At 57.8% G+C, this 21911-nt stretch carries 18 protein-coding genes and 1 pseudogene; 13 read left to right on the top strand and 6 right to left on the bottom strand.

Annotation, left to right across the window (positions count from 1 at the left end; translation table 11 throughout):
* Positions 1 to 4 precede the first annotated feature (4 nt).
* The 5 genes and pseudogenes from XX99_RS10465 (at position 5) to XX99_RS10450 (ending at position 7678) form a co-directional block, all read left to right on the top strand.
* Positions 5 to 4225 carry a translocation/assembly module TamB domain-containing protein gene (locus XX99_RS10465; RefSeq protein ID WP_050059268.1) on the top strand — a complete coding sequence of 1407 codons (4221 nt, stop codon included), beginning with the start codon at positions 5 to 7 and terminating at the stop codon, positions 4223 to 4225.
* Between the two features lie 273 nt (positions 4226 to 4498).
* Positions 4499 to 5287, top strand: a complete 789-nt coding sequence (locus tag XX99_RS10460) for a BON domain-containing protein (protein WP_050059267.1) — start codon at positions 4499 to 4501, stop codon at positions 5285 to 5287.
* Positions 5288 to 5479: 192 nt separating this feature from the next.
* Positions 5480 to 5905 (top strand): annotated as a pseudogene (locus tag XX99_RS28650) (condensation domain-containing protein); the annotation flags it as partial.
* Between the two features lie 12 nt (positions 5906 to 5917).
* Entirely contained in the window at positions 5918 to 6706 is a 789-nt protein-coding gene (locus XX99_RS28055; RefSeq protein WP_231581234.1) for a hypothetical protein, read from the top strand.
* Between the two features lie 108 nt (positions 6707 to 6814).
* A complete protein-coding gene (locus tag XX99_RS10450) occupies positions 6815 to 7678 on the top strand; it encodes a UbiA-like polyprenyltransferase (RefSeq protein ID WP_050059265.1) in 864 nt (287 codons plus the stop codon).
* 301 nt (positions 7679 to 7979) lie between these two features.
* Here the strand turns inward: XX99_RS10450 and XX99_RS10445 are convergent, their stop codons facing one another.
* Positions 7980 to 8279, bottom strand: a complete 300-nt coding sequence (locus tag XX99_RS10445) for a CsbD family protein (protein ID WP_050059264.1) — start codon at positions 8277 to 8279, stop codon at positions 7980 to 7982.
* Between the two features lie 125 nt (positions 8280 to 8404).
* Positions 8405 to 8557 (bottom strand): lmo0937 family membrane protein, encoded by a 153-nt coding sequence (locus XX99_RS27210; RefSeq protein WP_156185914.1) that lies wholly within the window; start codon positions 8555 to 8557, stop codon positions 8405 to 8407.
* Positions 8558 to 8666: 109 nt separating this feature from the next.
* Here XX99_RS27210 and pheA point away from each other — a divergent pair, with 109 nt between their 5' ends.
* From pheA to XX99_RS10425, 4 genes are all read left to right on the top strand, one after another.
* Positions 8667 to 9491, top strand: coding sequence for a prephenate dehydratase (pheA, locus tag XX99_RS10440; protein ID WP_050059263.1), 825 nt, complete (start codon positions 8667 to 8669; stop codon positions 9489 to 9491).
* 277 nt (positions 9492 to 9768) lie between these two features.
* Positions 9769 to 12210, top strand: a complete 2442-nt coding sequence (gene lon, locus XX99_RS10435) for an endopeptidase La (RefSeq protein WP_050059262.1) — start codon at positions 9769 to 9771, stop codon at positions 12208 to 12210.
* Positions 12211 to 12483: 273 nt separating this feature from the next.
* A complete protein-coding gene (locus XX99_RS10430) occupies positions 12484 to 13239 on the top strand; it encodes a TIGR02391 family protein (RefSeq protein WP_050059261.1) in 756 nt (251 codons plus the stop codon).
* Between the two features lie 74 nt (positions 13240 to 13313).
* Positions 13314 to 14198: a DUF5677 domain-containing protein gene (locus XX99_RS10425; protein WP_050059260.1), complete on the top strand. Its 885-nt coding sequence runs from the start codon at positions 13314 to 13316 to the stop codon at positions 14196 to 14198.
* 251 nt (positions 14199 to 14449) lie between these two features.
* Here XX99_RS10425 and XX99_RS10420 read toward each other — a convergent pair whose 3' ends face one another.
* A complete protein-coding gene (locus XX99_RS10420) occupies positions 14450 to 16348 on the bottom strand; it encodes a hypothetical protein (protein ID WP_050059259.1) in 1899 nt (632 codons plus the stop codon).
* Positions 16349 to 16779: 431 nt separating this feature from the next.
* Here XX99_RS10420 and XX99_RS10415 point away from each other — a divergent pair, with 431 nt between their 5' ends.
* A complete protein-coding gene (locus XX99_RS10415) occupies positions 16780 to 17073 on the top strand; it encodes an ASCH domain-containing protein (RefSeq protein WP_050059258.1) in 294 nt (97 codons plus the stop codon).
* Between the two features lie 88 nt (positions 17074 to 17161).
* Here XX99_RS10415 and XX99_RS10410 read toward each other — a convergent pair whose 3' ends face one another.
* Entirely contained in the window at positions 17162 to 17431 is a 270-nt protein-coding gene (locus XX99_RS10410) for a hypothetical protein (protein WP_156185913.1), read from the bottom strand.
* Positions 17428 to 18327: an STAS domain-containing protein gene (locus XX99_RS10405; protein WP_156185912.1), complete on the bottom strand. Its 900-nt coding sequence runs from the start codon at positions 18325 to 18327 to the stop codon at positions 17428 to 17430. Before XX99_RS10405 ends, XX99_RS10410 begins: the two co-directional genes overlap by 4 nt.
* Before the next feature lie 409 nt (positions 18328 to 18736).
* Here XX99_RS10405 and XX99_RS10395 point away from each other — a divergent pair, with 409 nt between their 5' ends.
* Positions 18737 to 19006, top strand: a complete 270-nt coding sequence (locus XX99_RS10395; protein ID WP_050059254.1) for a hypothetical protein — start codon at positions 18737 to 18739, stop codon at positions 19004 to 19006.
* Positions 19007 to 19034: 28 nt separating this feature from the next.
* Here XX99_RS10395 and XX99_RS10390 read toward each other — a convergent pair whose 3' ends face one another.
* Positions 19035 to 19574 (bottom strand): cupin domain-containing protein, encoded by a 540-nt coding sequence (locus tag XX99_RS10390; protein WP_050059253.1) that lies wholly within the window; start codon positions 19572 to 19574, stop codon positions 19035 to 19037.
* Positions 19575 to 19719: 145 nt separating this feature from the next.
* On the opposite strand from XX99_RS10390, the gene XX99_RS10385 reads away from it, so the two are divergent.
* Positions 19720 to 20403: a MarC family protein gene (locus XX99_RS10385; RefSeq protein WP_082125443.1), complete on the top strand. Its 684-nt coding sequence runs from the start codon at positions 19720 to 19722 to the stop codon at positions 20401 to 20403.
* Positions 20404 to 21003: 600 nt separating this feature from the next.
* Complete coding sequence (locus tag XX99_RS10380; RefSeq protein WP_050059251.1) at positions 21004 to 21816, top strand: 2OG-Fe(II) oxygenase; 813 nt, start codon at positions 21004 to 21006, stop codon at positions 21814 to 21816.
* The last annotated feature ends 95 nt before the right edge of the window (positions 21817 to 21911 follow it).

The following is a 21911-nucleotide window of genomic DNA, read 5'->3' as shown; positions in this document are numbered from 1 at the left end:
GATCATGGCAACTGTACCCAATCCCGTTCCGCCTGAAGCAGCACCGCCGCGACGCTCGCCGTGGCGTCACGTATGGCGCGGCGCGCTCGTAGTGCTGGCGGCGGTGGCTCTGCTCATCGGCGCGGCAGCGTGGTACGCGAGTACGCCGCAGTTCGCGAATCGCGTGCGCACCGAGCTGATATCGGTGATCGAACGCGCCACCGGCGGCCGCGTGGAGCTGGGAGCATTCCATTGGAGTGTGCTGCACCTGCAATTCGAGGTCGACAACCTCACCATCCACGGACTCGAAGGACCGGGACAGGTTCCGTACGCGCACGTCGATCGCGCCTTCGTGCAGGTGAAGATCCTCTCGTTCTTCCGGCCTAAGATCAGCCTGAACTATCTGGGCATCACGCATCCTGTCTTCCACCTGATCGTCAACGCCGACGGCTCGACCAACCAGCCTCATCCCAAGGTGGCATCGACCAGCAACACTCCGATACAGGACACGCTCCTCGACCTGGCCGTAGACCGCACCGAGGCGAACAACGGCAGCTTGCTCCTCGATGAGCAGGCGGTCGAGCAACGCGCCATCCCCTTTGACATCGCCGCAAACCAGATCGGCGTGACCGTCCGCTATGTGCCCGCGCCGCTATTGTCCGGCGATGGCAAGAGCAAGGAGAGCTACGCTGCGACCGTTCATATCGAAGACCTGACGGCGACCCGGGTGCGCACCGCGCCGGTAAAGATGAAGTTCGATGTGCAGGCCAGCATCGGACGAAACTTCCTCACCGTGGAATCGCTGCGGCTGCAGACCGGTGAGTCCACGCTGAATGGCGACGCATCGGTCACCAACTTCGCCGATCCTGCATGGAAGGGACAGGCGCAGGGCAAGGTCGATCTGCGCGAAGTGGAAGCGCTGTCGGAGATCGAGGGACTGAATCGCGGGCAGGCGACGCTGCAGCTCACCGGGCAGGGGACGCGGCGCACCTTTACCGTCGATGGCAATGCCGGCGTCGAGGGAGCGACGTACCATGTTGGCTCCATCCACATTGCGGGAGCCAGGGCCACCGCGCAGCTGCACATGACCCACGACGAGATCGCGTTGACGGCGATCAAGGCGCGGCTCGCCACCGGCGGCACGATCGATGCCGAGATGCATATCCTGCGCTGGCTGAGTACGCCGCCTTCGGGCGCGGTGCCCGACCTGCCACCAGCTACCACCCGTGCGCTGCGTAAGGCGCAGAAGGTGAATGCCGATAAAGGCAAGCAGCAGGGAATCATCCGCGCCAAGCTTCGCGGCCTCTCGCTCTACTCGATCATGTCGGTCGTGGCTCCCGCGCACTATGCGAACCTGGGCTTCGACACTGCGGCGAGCGGCGATGCGAGCGTCGACTGGACGGGCAGCGCGCTGGACTTCACCGCCAACGCCAAGGTCGCTCTTACTCCTACGGGACGCCCACGTCCCAATGAGGTTCCGCTTCACGGCACGATCGACGCGGGCTATTCGAACGTGACCGGCCTGGTCAGCATTCGCGGCTTGAACGTGCAGACTCCGGGGATGAACCTGCAGGTTACGGGCAGCCTCGGCGCGTATCCGATCACCCGCTCGTCGAGCATGCAGGTGAAGCTGACCACGAACAATCTCGCCGAGTTCGATCAGACGCTGACCACTCTGGGCCTAGCCGCGGAAGGCAAGACCGGAGTGAAGGCGATTCCTCTGGCGCTGCACGGACAGGCGGCCTTCGACGGCGTGGTGACGCGCAGCATCCTCGATCCCGATGTGCAGGGACACCTCAACGCCACCAACTTCGATCTGCTCTTCAACGCTCCGGTGCAAAGCGGTGCAGCCAACGCCGAGACGCCGGGGCAGTCGTCCGTGCGCACCGTGCATTGGGATTCCGCCGACGCGCAGGCCGAGTATTCTTCCGATTTGATAGCAGTGCAGCACGGCGTATTGCAGCGCGGCAAGACGGCGGTGCATCTCGCCGGACAGCTGCATGCCCACCAGCTGCCGAGGCATCGCTACGCCTTCGATGAGAATTCGGCGATCAGTGCGAATGTCGGCGTTCAGGATGCCGCGCTGGCCGATCTGCTGGTGATGGCCGGGCAGGATCTGCCCGTCAGCGGAACTCTGAACCTGCAGGCCAACGTCAACGGCCAGCTCAACAACCTGAGCGGGGGCGGACACGTCGCAATCAACGGCGGCGCGGCCTATGGAGAGCCGTATCACAGCCTCAATGCCGATCTGCGCTTTGCCGGCGAAGAGGTGGGCGCGACCCATCTGGTGTTTCTGCAAAATGGAGGCCAGCTCTCCGGCGATGGAGGGTACGACCTCGGTAACAAAAATTTCCATTTCAACGCGCGCGGAAGCGGCTTCGAGCTGGCGCATATCCAGAGGCTGAAGAACTCGCGCTACACGCTGGGGGGGATGCTGGTCTTCGATGCGCAGGGCAGCGGCACCCTCGAGTCGCCAAGCCTGCAGGCCAACATCCACTTGTCGAAGCTGAACTTCGATAACAAGGCCAGCGGCTATCTGGACATCAACGCGCACACCCAGGGACACACCCTGCTGATGAAGGCCAACGCGCAGATGAGCAACGCGGCCATCCAGGCGCAGGGACAGGTGCAGCTGACCGGCGACTACCAGACCCAGGCGCAGCTGACTCTGACCGGGCTGGACGTGGACCCGATCCTCGAATCCCTTGCGGTGCGCGGAGTAACCGTACATTCCACGATTGCCGGCAACGTGAAGGTGAACGGGCCGCTCAAATATCCACGCAAGTTGAGCGGCGATGCGACGCTGGCGCAGTTCGAAGTGGCGCTGGGAGGCATTCCTCTCAAGAGCCAGGGTCCGCTGCACGGAACGCTGGCCGACGGCAGGCTGCGCCTCGATCCACTGCACATCGTCGGCGAAGACACCGACCTGCGCGCCAACGGCGCCATCGGCGTCTTCGATCAGGATCGCGAGCTGAACCTGCATGCCGATGGCTCGGTCAACATGAAGCTGGCGCAGACGCTGGACACCGACCTCACTTCGTCGGGTCACGTCGACTTCGATGTCGACGCGGATGGCAGCATCATGCATCCCAGCCTGACCGGGCAGGTGAAGTTCACCAACGTCGCCATGGCCCTGCAGGATTTTCCCAACGGCCTGAGCCAGATGAACGGCACGCTTTCCTTCGACCAGGATCGCCTGGATGTGAAAGATCTGACCGCGGTGAGCGGCGGCGGCAAGTTGAAGATGGGCGGCTTCGTCACCTATCAGCAGGGTCTCTACGCCGACCTGAATGCCACCGCGAAAGATGTGCGCATCCGCTACCCGCAGGGCATCAGCTCCATGGCCGACGCCAAGATGCGCCTGCTGGGAACACAGGCCTCGCTGCTGCTGAGCGGCACGGTTACGGTAACGCGCTTCGTCATTGGCTCGGATCTCGATCTCGCGTCGTTCAGCTCGGCGACGGGGAGCGTGTCGCTGCCTCCCGATCCGAATTCTCCATCGAACCGCCTGCGCCTGGACATTCACATCCTCTCCGCGCCGCAGCTCGACTTCCAGAACTCCTATGCCAAGCTGGCGGGAGACGTCGATCTGCGGGTGCGCGGCACGCTGGCGCAGCCATCAGTGCTCGGCCACATCTCCGTTACGGAAGGCAGCGCCACCTTTGCGGGAACGAAGTACGAGCTGCAGCACGGCGACATCTATTTCACCAATCCGCTGCGCATCGACCCGGTCATCGATCTGAGCGCGATGGCTCACGTGGAGGATTACGACATCACCATCGGGTTAAATGGCACGCCGTCGAAGCTGGTGCCTACCTTCCGCTCCGAGCCGCCGCTTTCCGAGCAGGATATCTTCGCCCTGCTGGCCCTGGGCCGGACGCAGGAGGAGCAGCAGATCTACAGCAGTATGCAGTCGCAGGCAGGAGTGAACTCGACCGCCGACACCCTACTGGGCGGCGCGCTGAACGCGACCGTGAGCAGCCGCATACAGAAGCTCTTCGGCGGCGGCAGCGTGAAGATCGATCCCACCTTTGTCAGCGGGACAGGGAACTCGACGGCGCGCATCACGGTCGAGCAGCAGATATCGAAGAACGCGACGCTGACCTACGCGACCAACGTGAACTCGACCGCCCAGCAGCTCATCCAGGGACAGGTCAACCTGACGGAGAACATCTCCATCCTGGCGGTGCGCGACGAGTCGGGAGTCTTCAGCCTGCTGTTCAAGATCAGGCGCCGCTACCGGTAGTTTTTTGAGGACTTTTTAGACGAACTCCGGGTTGTTATAGCGTGTCGTTATTCGTTTGAAGTGTTCGTCATTCCGGCAACCGCGGGGGTACAATCTCCGCGATGCAAAGGAAGTAGCGGGAGCGAAAGAAATCCGTTATAGTTCGGTCCGCGAGCATCTCTTCGATTCGCCGGGGCGTCTGATTTGGACGAAGCGACAAATTGACGAGAAGTCGACAAACGTAAATTGATCCGACGACATAGGAATGAGATAGTCAAAGCGAGGGATTTGACAATGAGAAATGCAAGACTCGGTGTTGCGCTAACTGCGGTCACTCTTATGCTGGGCAGCGGTTCCACCTCAATTTCGCGTCATTCGGCGGCCTTTGCTCAAACCTCGCCCGATGACAATAACCTGCGCGCCGAAATCATGAACAAGGCGTTGAACAAATCGCGGTTCAAAGATGTGCAGGTCACCGTGCAAGGCGGCGTAGCGCGGCTGACGGGAACGGTCGATGTCTTCGATATCAAGGAAGAGGCGGACAAGCGGGTTCACCGCACCAAAGGCATCAAGGCAGTCGATAACGAGATCGAAATCGCCGGGCCTGCGGTTCCGGATGCCGAGCTGCAGCAGAAGCTGGTGAGAGCCATCGAGTATGACCGCGTGGGTTACGGGACGACGGCGTTCAATGCCATTGCCGTGAATGTGGAGAACGGCGTGGTAACGCTTGGCGGCCATGCTTACGGACCAGTCGACGCCGATTCGGCGGTCGCGGTCGCTGCGAATACCAAGGGTGTGAGGGATGTCGTCAACGAAATCCAGGTCGACCCAGTCTCGCCGATGGATGATCGCATTCGCTTCGCCGTCTACCGTACCGTCTACGGCTTCCCGTCGTTGAACAAGTATGCGATCGATCCAGGCAAGCCGATTCGCATCTCGGTGCAGAACGGCAACGTCACCCTCTATGGCGTCGTCGATTCGCAGTCCGACAAAGATGCCGCTGGCATTCGCGCCAACACGGTGCCGGGCGTCTTCCACGTCACCAACAACCTGCAGGTTGCCGGAGGCGGTCCGGAAAAATAGCTGCTGCCTGTTTGTTGTACGAAAGCCCCCGCCGCCTGGTGGGGGCTTTTTGTTTGTGGCTGCGGGTGCGCCCGTCCATGGCTTGCATGGGAATAATGCTCACGCAGAAGCGTTGTTTCTTTAGCGCCAGGCTGGAGTAGGGTGCAGCTCTTCTTCGCTGGGTGTCACCACGAGATAGGAAGTCCCGTCAAAATGAAGACCACGAATCTCCGCCCACTCAGTACATTCGAGCGCTTTTTTTTTCTGCTCGCCCAGGTTGAACCATTGCATTTCTCCGTCTCCGCCCAGATCGAGGGAGAGACCACGATCGCAGAGTGGAGAGCCGCCTTCTCCTCTCTTCAGAAACGCCATCCGCTTCTCAGGGCTTCGATACAGACAGATCACCAGGGTGTCCCTTATTTTCGCGATGAACCGGGAATTCCAATTTTTCTTCGGATCATCGAAGGCAACGCTGTTCAACAGCTGGAGGCGGAGATCGCGAGGGAGATAGCTACCCCTTTTTACTCCGCATCGCAGGCTCCGTTGCTTCGGGCAGTCCTCTTGCATGAGGAACGGCGGTGCATCGTAATTCTCGTTGCTCACCACTCCATTGGCGACGCACTTTCTCTCACCTATGCGATACGAGATTTGTTGGAGGCTCATGCCGGCCGGCCGCTCGACCCATTGCCTGTGCCGCCACCGCATGAGCAACTGCTTGGACTCGAGGACGAGTCTATTGAAGACTCGAGCAAATTTTCCGGAGTGGCGAGATCTATCAATCCAGATTTCTTCAAGCTCGCTCCCCGCGTCGCATCGCTGCGCCTGAGTGAAGAGTTAACGGGCAAACTGAAGGCGCGCTCGCAGCAGGAGGAGACCTCGGTTCATTGCGCCCTGCAGGCCTCCATTGTTTTTACGGCTAAAGAGTTGGCAACGCATGGGGTTCATCCACGATTGGGCGTGGGATCTCCCATCAGCACGAGAAAAACTCTTCACCAAGGTGAGATTTGCGTGTTGCTCACAGATATAGCGCGACAGCAGTTAAGCATTCCCGGCTCGGGTGATTTTTGGGAGCTGGCCCGGTGCGCAAGAAACGAGCTTGCTCCACAACAATCTCTCGATCGAATCGTAAAATCGCGGCGGGAGTTCCGTCAGCTTCTTTCGAGTGTTCCGGATCTGGAAACTGTGAGGCAGATCGTCGGGCAGGGGATGAAGAACGATTTCGTTTTATCGAATATGGGAAGTCTGCCTTTTGACACTCAATACGGCAGATTGCGGCTGGAAACGATGTGGGGCCCGTCAATTCTGATCGGAACCTCAGAGGATCAACAGTTTCTTGGCGTGGCGACCGTGAATGAGAGGCTATCGCTTTTGTACAGCAGCCATGCGCCGATTCCTCGACTTCTGGAAACCATGGAGAGCGTGTTGGTTGAGCATGTTTAGCGCAATCGCCGTTTTTAATACCGGCCAGAACCTCAGCGATGCGAGGAATGTGTCGCTGAGATTCTTTGCCGTCATCCCGGATTGCGACACCTCCGTTAAACTTGATCTATGGCCTTCTTTCGCAACATCGGTGTGACCCTGGAGATGATCAAGTGGGAGCACTCGATCTTCGCATTGCCCTTTGCCCTGACCGGCGCCATGCTGGCTGCCAATGGCGTGCCGCACGCGGCGCAGATCTTCTGGATCATTGTCTGCATGGTGAGCGCGCGCTCCGCGGCCATGGCTTTCAATCGCTGGGCCGATGCCTCCATCGACGCGGCCAACCCGCGCACCGCCTCGCGAGCGATTCCTTCAGGGCTGCTCTCGCGCAGTTTTGTTGGGGGATTCACGCTGGCCATGATCGCCATCTTCGTAATCGCAGCCGGGCAGCTTAACCATCTCACGCTGCTCATGTCTCCTGTGGCGCTGCTGGTGGTGCTGGCCTACTCGTATACCAAGCGCTTCACGCGCTGGTCACATCTGGTGTTGGGGCTGGCGCTGGGCATCGCTCCGGCAGCGGCATGGATCGCGGTGCGGGGAAGCCTCGACCCGCGCATCGTTATTCTTACCGTCGCGGTGATGTTCTGGGTGGCCGGCTTCGACCTGCTTTATTCCTGCCAGGATGTGGAGCACGACCGCGCGCAGGGGCTGTTCAGCGTGCCTTCCACGTGGGGCGTGACTGCGGCTTTCTGGATCGCGCGCCTCATGCATGTGGCCATGCTGGCGCTGCTGGTGTGGCTGGCGCAGGCCTTCTCTCTCGGCCACTACGCGCTGATCGGAATTGCTGCTGTGGCTCTGCTGCTGCTGTACGAACACACGCTTGTCTCGCCGGGGAATCTGAAGAGGCTCAATGCGGCCTTTTTCACCATGAACGGCGTGATTTCGGTGGTTTATTTTCTCTTTGTAGCAGCGGATTTGTTGGCTCGGCGGTAATGAGGATATCTGAGCAGTTCAGAAACATCCCTAGAGGCTGAAGCCTCGTCGCGAGAGTGAGCATTTTACGGCACGGCTGAAGCCGTGCCCTACCTTCAAACCGCTGTGTCTTGTCTCAAACAATTGATGTGTAATGCAGCTGCGTTCTTCAAAGCGAAAGAAAGATCTCCTGCTTGGGTTTGCCCCACGCAGAATATCTTTCTGCTTCAAAAGGCGAGAGGCCCGCGGAGTGATCCGCGGGCCTGGTTGGGGGAGGGACTCGAAGCTTGTTTTCAATCGGCACTCACCACTACTGCTTAGATCAGGCGCTGTGCCGTTTATGTTCATCAATTTTTTTGTTCACGCTGTTCTTCACATCCTGCACCTTGTCGCTGACGTGCTCGCGTGCATGATTGGCGTGAGCTTCACTGTCGCGGCGGTGGGCGTCGGAAGTCTTTTCGGCATCGTCTTTCACGTTGCCCCAGGTCTCTTTCACTGCGCCTTTCACCTGATCGGCTACACCCTGGTTGGCGAGATGCTGATTGCCTACGCCTTCTCCGACTTTCTGTTTCACCTTGCCTATCACCTGATCTGCCTTGCCGGAAACCTGGTCTTTGTTCATGATGAAACTCCCCATACTACGGTTATTTACTGCGGTGATCGGACGCCTGCATGAGTGTTGATTGCCGCCCCCATGCAGGCGCCCGTTTAAGCTACGGGACTAAACAACTGGACTGGACAACTGGATTAGACAACTGGCCGGCGCCCGCTAATCAACTGGATGAGCAACACCACCAGCGCCAAAACCAGCAGGATGTGAATGTATGCGCCGATCGCGTGAAAGCTCACCAGACCTACCAGCCACAAAACCAGAAGGATTACAAAAATCGTCCAAAGCATCGTCGAATCTCCCCTCGTACTCGTTCAAAGCTCGTGTCTACGGAGAGATAAGGTGCACGTGGCTTCTTTAAGGTTGCCGTACAATTAAAAATTTGGGTGCGGAGTCAAGATGCAGATCGCAATCCAGGGTGAGCCCGGATCATTCAGTCATGAAGCAGCTTTAAAGTTCTTTCCCGAAGCAACCATCGTGCCGTGTTCCTATTCTCCGGAGGTCTTTCGCCGGTTAGTAGACGGGGATGTCGATGCGGCCGCCATTCCGATCGAGAACTCGCTCGCCGGCTCCGTGGTCGAGCATTACGACCTGCTGCTCACGCATGATGTGGCCGTGGAGCGGGAGACGCTGTTGGGCATTCATCACAATCTGATTGCCGTTCCCGGCGCGCAGATCGAGCGTTTGGTTCGCGTCTACTCGCATCCCATCGCGCTGGCGCAGTGCCGGCGCTTTTTTGCGGAGCATCCGCAGATCGAGCCGGTTCCTTATTACGACACGGCGGGCAGCGTGAAGCAGCTCATGGAGCTGCGTGACCGCTCCTGTGGCGCGATTGCCAGTGCGCAGGCGGCTGCGTACTACGGGGGAGAGGTGCTGGCTCCCAACCTTGAAGATAACGCGGAGAATTACACGCGCTTCTTCCTGATGCGCCGGCGCAATGAGGTCGCGGCAAACCAGCAAGCGAACAAGGTGAGTCTTGCCTTCCAGGTCGAAAATCGCCCGGGAACGCTGGTAGGCGCTCTGCAGGCATTTGTCGACCAGCAGATCAATCTGACCAAGATCGAATCCCGCCCGGTCCCGGGCAAGCCCTGGCAGTACATCTTCTATACGGATTACCAGCTGGCCTCGCCGGAGCTGGCGGAGAAGGCGCTGCAGCTTCTCGATGAGCATTGCTCCATGGTGAAAGAGCTGGGGCGCTATTCCGCCGGCCAGATCGAAGGCTAGACCAGCTTTCCGCTTTGACGACCCGGTGATGGCGCCGACGACTTGACTCGGTGCGACAACCTGCCGATGAAAAGGCAGTGACGCCATCCTCCAACCCGCATCTAACAGCCAACACCACCCGGTGGTCTTCTCTCCTGAAGCCGCGGCGGCCATTGTGCACCCCGGGAATCACGTCTAAGTTGCAGAAAGCAAACGACACCTCGGCCATTTCCGGACTTTTGCGACTTTCTCAATGTTGCGGAGTCTAATAGCTAATTATTTGATAAGAAGGCACTCAATGGCTAGCGATTTTCTAAGCGTGATTCAGCCCAGCGATCCAAAACAACGTGAGGACCGCTCGAGCGAAAAGTCTCTACCTATCCTCCCGGTACGGGATACCGTGCTGTTCCCCCACGCGGTTCTGCCGCTGACGGTGGGCCGGGAGAGTTCCATTCAACTCATCAATTCTTTGGGAGAAGAGAAGAGCATCGTGGTCGTGGCTCAGCGCGACGCGCGTTTGGACGCTCCCCAGCCCAGCGATCTGCATGCCTACGGCACGCTGGCGACGATCCACAAAGTAGTGAAGATGCCGAACCAGAGCCTGTTTGTCTTCACCGAAGGCACAGAGCGGGTGAAGCTCGGCAACTTTTCGCAGATCGAGCCGTTCATGACGGCCTCAGTGCAGCTCATTCCGGAGATCCATGCCACCAAGGGGCCGGTTCTGGAAGCGATGCAGCGCAATGTCCTGACGCAGTTCCAGCAGATCGTGACCGCGTCGCCGACGCTCTCCGACGAGCTGCAGACGATCGCGATGAATATCGACGATCCGGGCAGGCTGGTGGACTTCATCGCCTCGTCGCTGCCGTTCCTGGCCACGACCGACAAGCAGGAGCTGCTGGAGACGCCTGACGTCTCGGCGCGCCTGGAGCGGATCAACAAGCATCTGGCCAAGGAGCTCGAGGTCCAGCAACTGCGCAACAAGATCCAGTCCGAGGTGCAGGACCAGGTACAGCAGTCGCAGCGCGACTACTATCTGCGCGAGCAGATGAAGGCGATCCAGAAGGAGCTCGGCGAACAGGACGAGGGCCAGAAGGATATCGAGGAGCTGCGCGAGAAGATCGAGAACGCCGGCATGCCGGAAGAGACCAAGAAAGAGGCGATAAAAGAACTCAACCGCCTTGGACGCATGTCTCCCATGGCCGCCGACTACTCGCTAACCCGGAACTACATCGAGTGGCTCGCGGTTCTGCCGTGGGCGAAATCTTCGGGCGCCGAAGTGGACATCATCAAAGCGCGGGAGATCCTCGACGAGGACCACTACGACCTGAAAAAGGTGAAGGACCGCATTCTGGATTACCTTGCGGTGCGCCGTCTCAAGCCGGACATGAAGGGACCGATTCTGTGCTTCGTCGGACCTCCCGGAGTGGGAAAGACCTCGCTGGGACGCTCGATTGCGCGCGCACTGAGCCGGGAGTTTCGCCGGATTTCTTTAGGCGGTATGCACGACGAGGCGGAGCTGCGCGGCCATCGCCGGACTTACATCGGCGCATTGCCGGGGCAGATCATCCAGAACCTGCGCCGCACCGGCACCAACGATCCCGTCTTCATGCTGGATGAGATCGACAAGCTGGGACGCGACTTCCGCGGCGATCCTTCGTCGGCGCTGCTGGAAATCCTGGACCCGGCGCAGAACAACACGTTCCGGGATAACTACCTGGATCAGCCGTTCGATCTTTCCAAGGTGCTGTTCATCTGCACGGCGAATCAGCTCGATCCGATTCCCGCGCCGCTGCTCGACCGCATGGAGATCATCGACCTGCAGGGTTATACGGAAGAGGAGAAGACGCACATCGCCTTCCGCTACCTGATACCGCGGCAGATCAAGGAGAACGGCATTCAGGAAGAGAACATCGAATTCCCGAAAGAGACGATCGGTTATATTGTCCGGCATTACACCCGTGAAGCAGGAGTGAGGAAGCTCGAGCAACTGATCGGCACGGTATGCCGCAAGCAGGCGCGCCGTATCGCGGAAGGGAAGGACGATAAGCTGGTCGTCACCAAGGAGATCATCCAGGAGTTTCTGGGTGGGATCAAGGTGCGGGTGGATACCGAGATTGCGGAGCGCACCAAGCGCGCCGGAGTTGCGGTGGGCCTGGCCTGGACTCCGGCGGGCGGCGACGTGCTGTTCATCGAAGCCAACAAGATGAAGGGCAAAGGCGGCTTCAGCCGCACCGGACAGATCGGCGAAGTGATGCAGGAATCCATGCAGGCGGCGCTGACCTGGATTCGCTCGAACGCGAAATCGGTTGGCCTGGAAGAGGACTTCATGAATGACATCGACCTGCACATTCACGTGCCGGCCGGTGCGATTCCGAAGGATGGACCTTCCGCCGGTGTGACGATGGCGACTGCGCTGATCTCACTGTTGACCGACAAGCCGGTGCGTCCGCTGACGGCGATGACCGGCGAGATCACGCTCAGCGGCAATGTGCTGCCGGTGGGCGGCATCAAGGAGAAGTTCCTTGCGGCCAAGCGCGCCGGAGTGGAAACCGTGATTCTCCCTGCGGAGAATCGGCAGAACGTAGAGGAAGACCTAATGCCCGAGCAGGTGGCGGGCGTGAGCATCCACTACGCCAGCCGCATCGAGGATGTGCTCGCAGTTGCGCTGCCGAGCACACCCGCCGAGGAGAAGAAGGACGAGGCGGTTAGAGAAGAAGTGCTGCAGCACGCGGATGCGTAAGATGCAGTGATTTTGAAAAGGCCCGCCGTAGTCTGGCGGGCCTTTTTTGCTGCCGTAGGAAGAACCAATGGAGTAGTAGGTTCCTACGATGTTGCTTGGGAGGGTCTATTCGCGGGGCTTCGCTGCGTGGATGCTCTTGAGAATTGCTTCATTACTTCCCATGAGTCGACTTGTCGTGACTGATCTGTGTCGGCGTGTCCAATGGCATTTTCTTAATTATTCGGACAACCGGCGGCACTTCCCTATCCACCGCTTGACGCGCGAGAATACCTCATGCGCGAACTGACTCAGACAATTCCTGACGTAGATGCACTGTTGACCATGGAGCCTGAGGTGCTTGGCGCAAAAATGCTTTTTCTTTTGAGGAAGCGTGCCAGTCACAGTGGGGAAAAGTTTCACGCCGGCAATCTCAACAGGGAACTTTGGCATGACTCGAACATGCCTGGCGTTGCACACCCCTACTCGCAATCTCGCAGAGATCAGGTAGACCTTGCTATTGCAGAAGCGTGGCATTGGCTCATCGGTCAAGGATTTCTCGTTCCGGTCGCACACTCTGGCGATTGGGTCGTGCTCAGCCGGAGGGCACTCAAGTTTCAGGATGAGCAAGCCATCGCCATATTCTCAGTGGCACGAATGCTTCGAAAAGAGGTATTGCAGGCCCCAATCGCCAATACGGTGTGGGGCGCATTGATGCGCGGAGAGTTTGACGCAGCGGTTTTCCAGGCTATGAAGGCCGTGGAGGTTGCCGTCCATGAGGCTCTCGGCAAACCAGAAAGCCTTCGGGGGGTTGATCTAATGCGTAAGGCATTCCATGCTCAGGATGGAAAGCTTACAGATTTGACCACCGAGGCGGGAGAGCGGCAATCGCGCTCTGATTTATTCGCGGGCGCTATCGGCTCATTCAAGAATCCGCATTCGCACCGCAATGTGACGATATGGGACCCGACTGAAGCAATCGAGGCCGTCATGCTTGCGAATCATCTGCTACGTATCGTTGCGTCGCGGGTTGAAGTCAGCACTCGAGCATAGGCACGATGCATACGAAAGGGCCGCGCCACAATAAGGGCGGCTAGCCTACGCGCAGCTGGTCATGGAGGATTGCGATGCAACTTGGCGCAGATAAGAATGACACTCGGGAGAATGAAAACGGCACGAAACAGAACGCCGCTTCCACGCCGCAGACTTGGGCGGAACTCATCGAATGGCGGGCGAATTATCCAGACATCATTCACAAATGGCTGCAGGTGATGGGCCGCCTGATCCTTCGGACAAGGGTCCGAGACGACGATGAGTTAGGAGACCTCATTGTGGGGTGTATGTTCGCTTCCCACCGCGACATAAACGACCTCATGACTCTCAGCCATACAGATTCGCATCATGGAGCACAATACTGTCTCCGCGCGCTATTTGAACGGATCGTAACGCTCAAATATCTATATCTGAAGCCGGAGTATCTCGAGGACTTCAGCGCTTACGATGCGGTGGACTGGGATCAGATTGTGAGCGGAATTTATGAAAATACTGGCATCTCTATGGAGCCAGAGGCACGCGAGAGTCTTTCCAGGCGAGCAGCAGAATTGCGAAAAAAAAACAAGCAGGAGAAGTGCCTAGTCTGTAAAAGTCAGCGACCAGCCTCGTGGACGCGGATTGATTCGCGACAGATGGCAAAACAGGTTGGACTTGACCACCTTTACCTGATGAGCTTCACCATTCCGTCGAAGCTGATGCATCCGACGCTCTGGGGAACACGGGATAGGCTGACACACAATACTCCCCTCTATAACACTCTCCACTGTATGCACCATCTGCTAATCGAAATCCTGATGATCCATCGCAGGCATTTCATGGGCAAGCAATACGTTACGCCAATCATGGGAAATGCGATTTTAGATTTCCTCGGCGTTTATGTGTATTCGCAGACATCATTTGACGGCGTTTTGCGACGCGGACAAGAGCGAAACGGACAGCGTATCTATTACGGCTTCTAGGGACACTAGGTTCGCTTGCAAGGGAGCGTCATAGCCGTGAAAGTCTAGGGTTCGCCAGCCTGCATCATTCAGTCCTGAGAAACGCCCTTCTCGTCAATTCCACCTGCTCTCGCGGCAGCCTTGCTTTCGGCAATTGTTCGGAAAATTCGATGCGGCGGACCGAGAGCCAACTGCGGCGCCCTGAGATGCAAGCCAGTGGCGTGCCCGGAGGTACTTCTGGGGGGCTCTTGGCTGAGCCCCGCGGAAGACGATTAGAAGGTGAAGCGGCCACCGATTAATGGCGCGAAGTTGTTGTTGTGAAGGTAGGGAACTCCGGGGCCGTGGGGGATGGCTATGGCCAGGCCTCCGGTGACGAAGGAATAGGCGAGTCCGGCAAAGCCGTCGAAGCGCTTGGTGAAGTGATGATCGATATAGAGCGATCCCTCGTCGAGGCTGCCGGCGCAGGAGCTGCGGAAGCCGGCCTCGGGCGAGCAGGTCTTGGGAAAGCGGAAGTCGTTCTGCAACTGCCCGTACCAAGAGAATGTAATGTCGGTTTTGTGGTCGTAAGCGTACTTCACGCCTGTCCACCAGACCTGCAAGAGCTTTTCGGAATCGAGATTGTTGTCTTCGACGCCGCTCATGATGTAGCCGCCCTGGTCGGAGGCTCCAACGCCTAACGGGTTCGCCGGGTTGTTCTGCCAGATGTATTCGTAGCCGGCAAAGAGCTTGAACTTATCCCACTTATATTTGGCGGCGGCAATCACGCCGTTGTTGTCGGTGACGATGCCGTATACGGTATTGGTGGTTCCGATGAGATTGATGCCGTTGATGGGGTTGGTATTGATGCTGTTGGTGGTGGACTGATAGGACTGCGTGACACTCTGCGGCCCGAGCAAGGGGTTCAATACGCTGATCGCCTGGTTGTAATGCTGGTAGACGATGTCGGCGGATAACCTGCCGTGGTCTCCGCCGAGGTCGAATCCATAGGCGTTGTTATGCGCCGACTCCGGCGTGCAGGTGGCGGCAGTCCAGGTTGAGGAGCCGGAATAGCAGCCGCCATTGCCATCGGCGAATTTATACATCGCGCCGAAATGGATCGGACCATAGGTGAGGCGATACTTTATGGCGCTGTCCCAGCGGCTGTTCTCGGTGTCGCCGCCGCCAGCCATGGTGCCGTTATATCCGATGTACGAGAAGGCGTAGCCGCCGGCGGCCGGATCGTAAAGGAGCATCGCATCGGTGCCGAGGGAGCGCTGACGGCCGCCGGTCAGCGTGCCGAATTGCGCCGACGATACGCCGCCGTAGATTTCGTCATTGAAGGGTTGACCTGCGCGCGCGCCATCGATGGCGTACGAATAGCTGCTGCGGGGAAGGCCGTTGTTGGCGGTCTGGGTGGCCGATGCGTTGGCGAGCAGGCCGGACTGCGGATTGATGCCGGTGGATGCATTGAAGACAACGGACCAGCCGTGCAGAGATCCTTCCTTGGCCCTGATGCCGAGACCCGTCTGCTGCAGGTTGTTGGGCGCGATGAGGAAGCGATGTTCGTAGCCGTTGCGGTTCACCAGCGATGCGCCTTCGTAGTTGTAGCCGTTCTCCGGTAAGCCGTGACTGACCCAGCCGACGCCGATGTCATAGGCACCGTAGACCGTGATGCCGTGCCAGGTCAGCGTGCAATCGGTGGTGTCGAACTCGTGGCCGCTGGCGCAGGCGTCGGGCGTGGATGGAGCTGGCGGAGCCGGTTCGCGGGCCTGGATCTGATAGAGACCGGCGGTTCCGACGGCGTTCTTGATGATCGAATCGACGCCGGAGGTGTCGAAGCTGGCCGCTGCAAGCTGCACGCGGTAATCGCCGGGAGGCAGCAGCGAGAACTTGTATGCGCCAGTGAGACTGGTCTTTTCTACCTCGGTTTTTTCGTGGCCGATTTTTTCGGGGGTGGCCGTTTCCGGCGCTGCCTGGCGCGTGCCTTTATCTGTGACCGTGACCACGGCTTTTGCGGCCGAAACTTTTGTGGCGGCTCCAGCGGATGGATCGGTCACGACTCCGGGCAGACTGGACTGCACCTGAGCCCGGATGCCGGATGGCGCAAAGATCAGGATCGCGGCGAGGAAAGCGAAGAGAGGGGAGAGAGAAATTCTGGATGGCACGCGTAGATAGCGCCAGAATACAGGCATCACAATAGCCTCCGACGAAGCCGACCCTTTTGCGGACTGCGGCAATGCAGTTCGATTGGGCTGTTGGGGAATGTACCGATTCAATACGATTTAAATCGTTAACTCTATAGCATCGTCATCGTACCATTGCCGGCGGCTGGGGAAGGATACAGGTAGGAGAGATGATATTCACCGCACTTCCCGGGCCCATATAATTTCCGGCATGTTTTGCTCCAAGATTGCTCGCACTCTTGTCGCTGCCGCCCTCATTTCGTGTGCCGCGCCTGTTCCTGACTGAGACCGAAGGACGGGGCGAAGGTTTTCTGGACGACGGCTCACGGTTCGGGATTCACTCCCGCCTCAATCTCTATGCAGCGAGCGGTTCAGCTGGCGGCGGGAGAATAGCTGCGTACTTTTGCCGCGCGAGGGAGCTGGTTGGATAAAATCCCGGCATGGTCTTTGCCAAATGGCTTCGCGAGGGAGTTCGCAGCGGAAACATCAGGTGCAGCGTTCGAATATGGGTGCGTCCGCATGTGCTGGTGGGGGGGCGTTACCGCATGGACGAAGGCGAGATCGAAATCGACTCGATCGAACCGATAGGCTTGCCGGATATCACGCCGGAGCTGGCCCGGGAGTCTGGATTTCTCGGGGTGATCGATCTGCTTAAGGTCGCGAAGCACGGCAAGGGCGAGAAGATCTACCTGGTGCGGTTTCACTATGTGCCGCCTGCGGCGCGGAAGGGTTAGGCGGCTGGAGGAGGTGCTTGCATGCATCGCCGAGCGCAAATAACAAAAGCCCTCGAGAGAGGGCTTTTGTTAGAGCTTGTGAGTTGACTTAAGCCGCTTTGGAGGCAGTCGCGAAACCGGCCGCAACACAGTTATCGATGTATGGATTGCTGTTGGCGACCTTCACCGACTGTAGGTTTACGGAAGGAAACTGAGCGACGATCCCTTTGCCCAGTTCATCCATAAACGGGTGATTCGCTACCTGTACCCATGAAAAGTCGAGTACCGGTATTTCATGGATCGCAAGCGATCCCAGGAGGTTCTTGGCAGCCTGACGAGTAATGAGAAACTTTCCGAAGTCTTTCATGTGTATTGTCATGACCGTGCCATCCTTTCCCAGGATTTGCTTAGGTTCGTATCGCTTTTAACATTCAATCGTAGCGTAATAATGGTTCCTGGCCAAGTTTTCGGTTTTTCTTTTGCAGAAACGCTCTCTCTTTCCAATACTTTACGAGCATCGCCCGTGCGAATTGAAAGACTGCCGCCGTTCTTCCTGATGTAGCTGGCAAGTGCTGCGAGCCCTAGTCCTGCACCTGTCTGTTCCTGGTTCCGGTTTCCGCGTGCGAGGGCGGCAGTAATAGCCTCAGCATGTGAGCTGTATCCGGCTGTATCTGTTGCTTCCAAAGAAGCTTTAATTCCGACCCCGGTGTCGCAGATACAGAACTCAACCTGCGATTCCCTCGGGTAATACTGGGCCTGAATCAGTGCGCCGGAACGTTCGGTGATCCTTGGGTCGACCTTTCGATCGTAGGCATGTCTCGTATTGGAGACGAGCTCCCCGCATGCATCAATAAAACTTCTCTTCGAGATGTCGTTCGCCTCGGACACTGCCTCCAGCAAAGCGGACAACTGCTCGATGATATCGGCGTGAATCTCTGAGTTATGAAGCTCTGAAATTTCGATGAACCTGCCGGCGCCGCTGTTTCTATTCCGTTGGCACGGAGTCTCAGCCCCAATGCACTCTAAAAAATCCATCCTGCAGTAATAGGAGCAGATATCCTGGGGCGGATAATGCGTCACAACCACTTCGACGCCTTTGCTGCGGATAACGTTGAGCAACGCCGCCAGAGGAACTAATCCTGAAGGAGAGCTCCATCCGACGCTCGAGAAATCAAGCTTTAGCGTTTTATCTTCGCCAGAAATGCAGGGTTGACATGCACTTAATAATTCTTCCCACGCATGGTCATTCAGTTCACCGGTAACTGGCAATCGCATTGATGCTTACTATACGAGAGTCCGGCCTACACTTGCCAGTGTTGTAGGTGTGGAAGTTATTAACTGTATAAGAATTATTACTTACTCCATTAATTAAGTGATGTTTTCGCGACTTAGGTGACCAGCCCTCCTTGTAGCTCTGGAAAACGGAGTTACGAAGCGGATTCACACTGCTGAAATCTGGCTTTGCATTTCATCCTCTGGCGGTCTGAAGGGTGCATGCGATCTCCGATTCTCCGTGGCCGCGATTGATCTTGATCGCCGCCGACAAAACGCTTCAAGAGACGCTCTCCCGTGAAAATGTGCATCCCAGAATATTGCCGCGGCTCGGGTAACGTCCTTGCTTCGTTACTAAAAAGTCGCCAGGCTGCTATGGCCTTTGGCATGAGACTGATGTTGAGGCTCATTTATGGCGGCGACGATTCTTACGTTTCCTCGGCGGCGCGATTATTGGTGCATGAATCAGCATCGCGTCAAGGGACCTGATTCTTTGATGGTGTGCGAGTTCTGCGAAGAGAGCCTTTGCGCCTACGACCTGTCGTGCCTTTGCTACTGCGAGATGTCGAAGACGGCTCCTCCGCGGACCATTCGGCAGCGGCCGCACACTCTTTATCCGAAGGCTCCCTCGGTTCTGGTGCCATCGGCGGGAACGAACACGCGGCGGCGGCGCGACGCCTGAGCTCCTTGGCTTTCTGTCTGATTGCGGGTTACACAGAAAGCGGCGGTCCAACAAGCTCCAGATCGTACTTGCGAAACAGCGCCGCATCTTGAGGGGGCATCGCATTGCCTCGGCTGACATCGCGGAAGAACGCTTCCATCTTGCCCGCTGGAGTATACGAGATGAGCATCTTGCCGCCGGTACTTCCGACGAAGGCCCAGGCATGCGGCCGGTTTCTCGGAGCCAGGATGGAATCGCCGTGTCCCAGCGTGAGACGATCGTCGCCGATCTCGAAGAGGAACTCTCCTTCCATTACGTAAAACCACTCGTCCTGATACGGATGGATGTGACGCGGGGGGCCACCCTTTTGACGGGTCGCGTGCTCGATCACGAAGAGTCCCCCGTTGGAGTCCTGCGTGGCCACTTTGAAGGTGATGGTGGTAATGCCGAGATTATGGGCTTCTCCGGAGCGATCCATACCGGATAGGACCGGATGAAGAGTTGCCTGGGAAGTAGCTGCCGAGAGAGGATCGACGGCGGCCGCCGAGAGAGCTCCAGCCGCCAGGGAGAGGAAGGAACGACGCTGCATGAGTTGCACCTCGGTCTGATAACACTGTCCTCATCGCAGTTATTCCGGAACTGCTCTGGCAAGACGCTATTCTGGAGCGTTTCAAGGCAAGCGGAGGCTTCTCCGCAGGGCGCGCTGATAAACTTGACCGGATCACCGGGAGTTTGTGTTGCTCAGCCTGCATCTGGACATTGCGTATTTATTGAAGGAAAGCGTTCTGGTCGTTGCCGCGCTTTTTCCCATCGTGAACCCGTTGGGGAGCGCCGCCATCTTCAGCAATCTAGTTGGCAATGTCGAAGATCGCGTTCAAAATGCGTTGGCGCAGAAGATCACCCTTTACAGCCTGGTGCTGCTCATCGTGTCCATGCTGTGGGGCGCGGAGGTGCTCTCATTTTTTGGGATTTCGATCTACGCGGTGCAGATCGGCGGGGGACTGATTGTGACGGTCACCGGCTGGTCGCTGCTGAATCGCACCGGGGAGCGCACCAACTCCGATGGAGACAACGGTGAGAACATCATGGATCACGCGTTCTACCCATTCACACTGCCCATTACGGTAGGGCCCGGGTCGATCTCGGTGGCAATTACGCTGGGAGCGCATCTGATGTCAGACCGCAGCGAGATCGCGTTTCTGTCGCCGCGGGTGCTGGTGCCGAGCATCGTGGGGGTGTTGCTGGTCTGCGCGTCGATCTACATCTGTTACCGCTATGCCAGGAAGGTGGAGCGTCTGTTGGGCAAGACGGGGACGATTGTGGTGATGCGGATGTCGTCGTTCATCCTGGTGTGCATCGGCATTCAGATTATCTCGACAGGGGTGCGGTCGTACCTGGAGACGCTGCGGCATTTTTAAGGGTAGTTTGTGTTACGGGAAGCTGATGAACTACACCATTTGGGTGAGCGGGATGGGTGCGCCAGTACCACTTATGTACCCCATCCAAAGTTTGCTGGAGTCACCCGTGGGTGGAATCTGATATTACCGAAGTGATACTAGGCAATTGCCTCAATAAAAATGGGTTAGATTACCAAAAGGGTATAACATTTTTTTGCATTCCTTGGTAGGCTTCAATCACTGAGAGTTTGGTTTTCAGGGTACACTGCTGCACAGAGGTTTTGCGATGGGGCTAGGCTTGTCCGCTAGGTTTGTGGCCAAAATGGGCGAAGCCTATCCCGAAATCGAAAAGAGCGCGAGTCCCCCCGACTCTACCGCGTTTCTTTCTGTCGCTCGCTAAGATCGCGGAGCGCTTTGAATTTCGGCATCCGCTCACTGTGTGTATCGCCCCCTACAGCGCATCTATTAGGCGCGTGGCACGGGCACCGATCTTCGATGCTCGACCGTTTTCAACCCCCCGTTTGCTTTGAGAGTTTTCCCGGTACGCCATTTTTGAAGCGATAGGGCTGCTCCCCTTCACAGCAAAGTGAAAATCAAGTCAAGGCGCAAGAAGAGGCATTTATGGCAGAAGTGCAAGAAGCAGGGATAATGGCCATGTTGGCGGATAAGATATCCCTTCCCGCCAGCACCGCTGAGCTAGCCGTTACCTATAAGGAAGCGAAGCCCTTTCCGCACATTGTCATCGACAACATGTTCCCGGACGAGATGTTGAACGAGGTTCTGGAGGAGATTCCCTCCATGTCGAACGAACGCTGGGTTCACGACCGGACGGCGCGAACCACCAAGTCGAATCTGCGTTCGGCGGTCGAACTGGGCGAAGCGGGCTATCAATTCACTGCGTTCTTGAACTCTGCGAAGTTCCTGTACCTGATCACCGAGATCACGGGCGTCTGGGCTCTTCTTCCCGATCCTTATATGGGTGGCGCGGGATACCACGTGGTGCCTTCGGGCGGGAAGTTCGATGTTCACGCCGACCGCAATATCGATCAGGTAACCGGCCTGAAGCGCCGCCTGGCGATGCTGGTGTATCTGAACAAGGATTGGAAGCACGAGTACGGCGGCCAGCTGGAGTTGTGGGATACCAAGGGCACACATTGCGAGGCAGTGGTGGAGCCGATCTTCAACCGCACGATCATCTTCGAAGTGACCGACGAGAACTTTCACGGCGTTCGCCCGGTGCTGAACCAGGAGCGCGCACGAGTCTCCTTCGCCACGTACTACCACACGGTGCCGGATTCGGCGATGATCCCGCACAGCTCGATCTATGTTCCCAGTTTTTATTTGAAGAAAGACCCTCTTTATAAACGCGCTGCTGCGGAGATCATGCCCCCCGCACTGTACCGCGCGGCGAGGTGGATTACTGGACGCAAGTAGCATCCGTCGTTTTCGTCATGTTCTACGGCAGTGAAGAACCGGGTCTTAAAGTATCGAAACTTGAAGTATAGAAACGGCAACAGACCGTAATCGCC

Origin of the sequence: Silvibacterium bohemicum (assembly GCF_001006305.1) — a bacterium.
GTDB lineage: Bacteria > Acidobacteriota > Terriglobia > Terriglobales > Acidobacteriaceae > Silvibacterium > Silvibacterium bohemicum.
The sequence above is the reverse complement of the archived record's forward strand: the minus strand, read 5'-3'. Positions and strand labels throughout refer to the sequence as shown.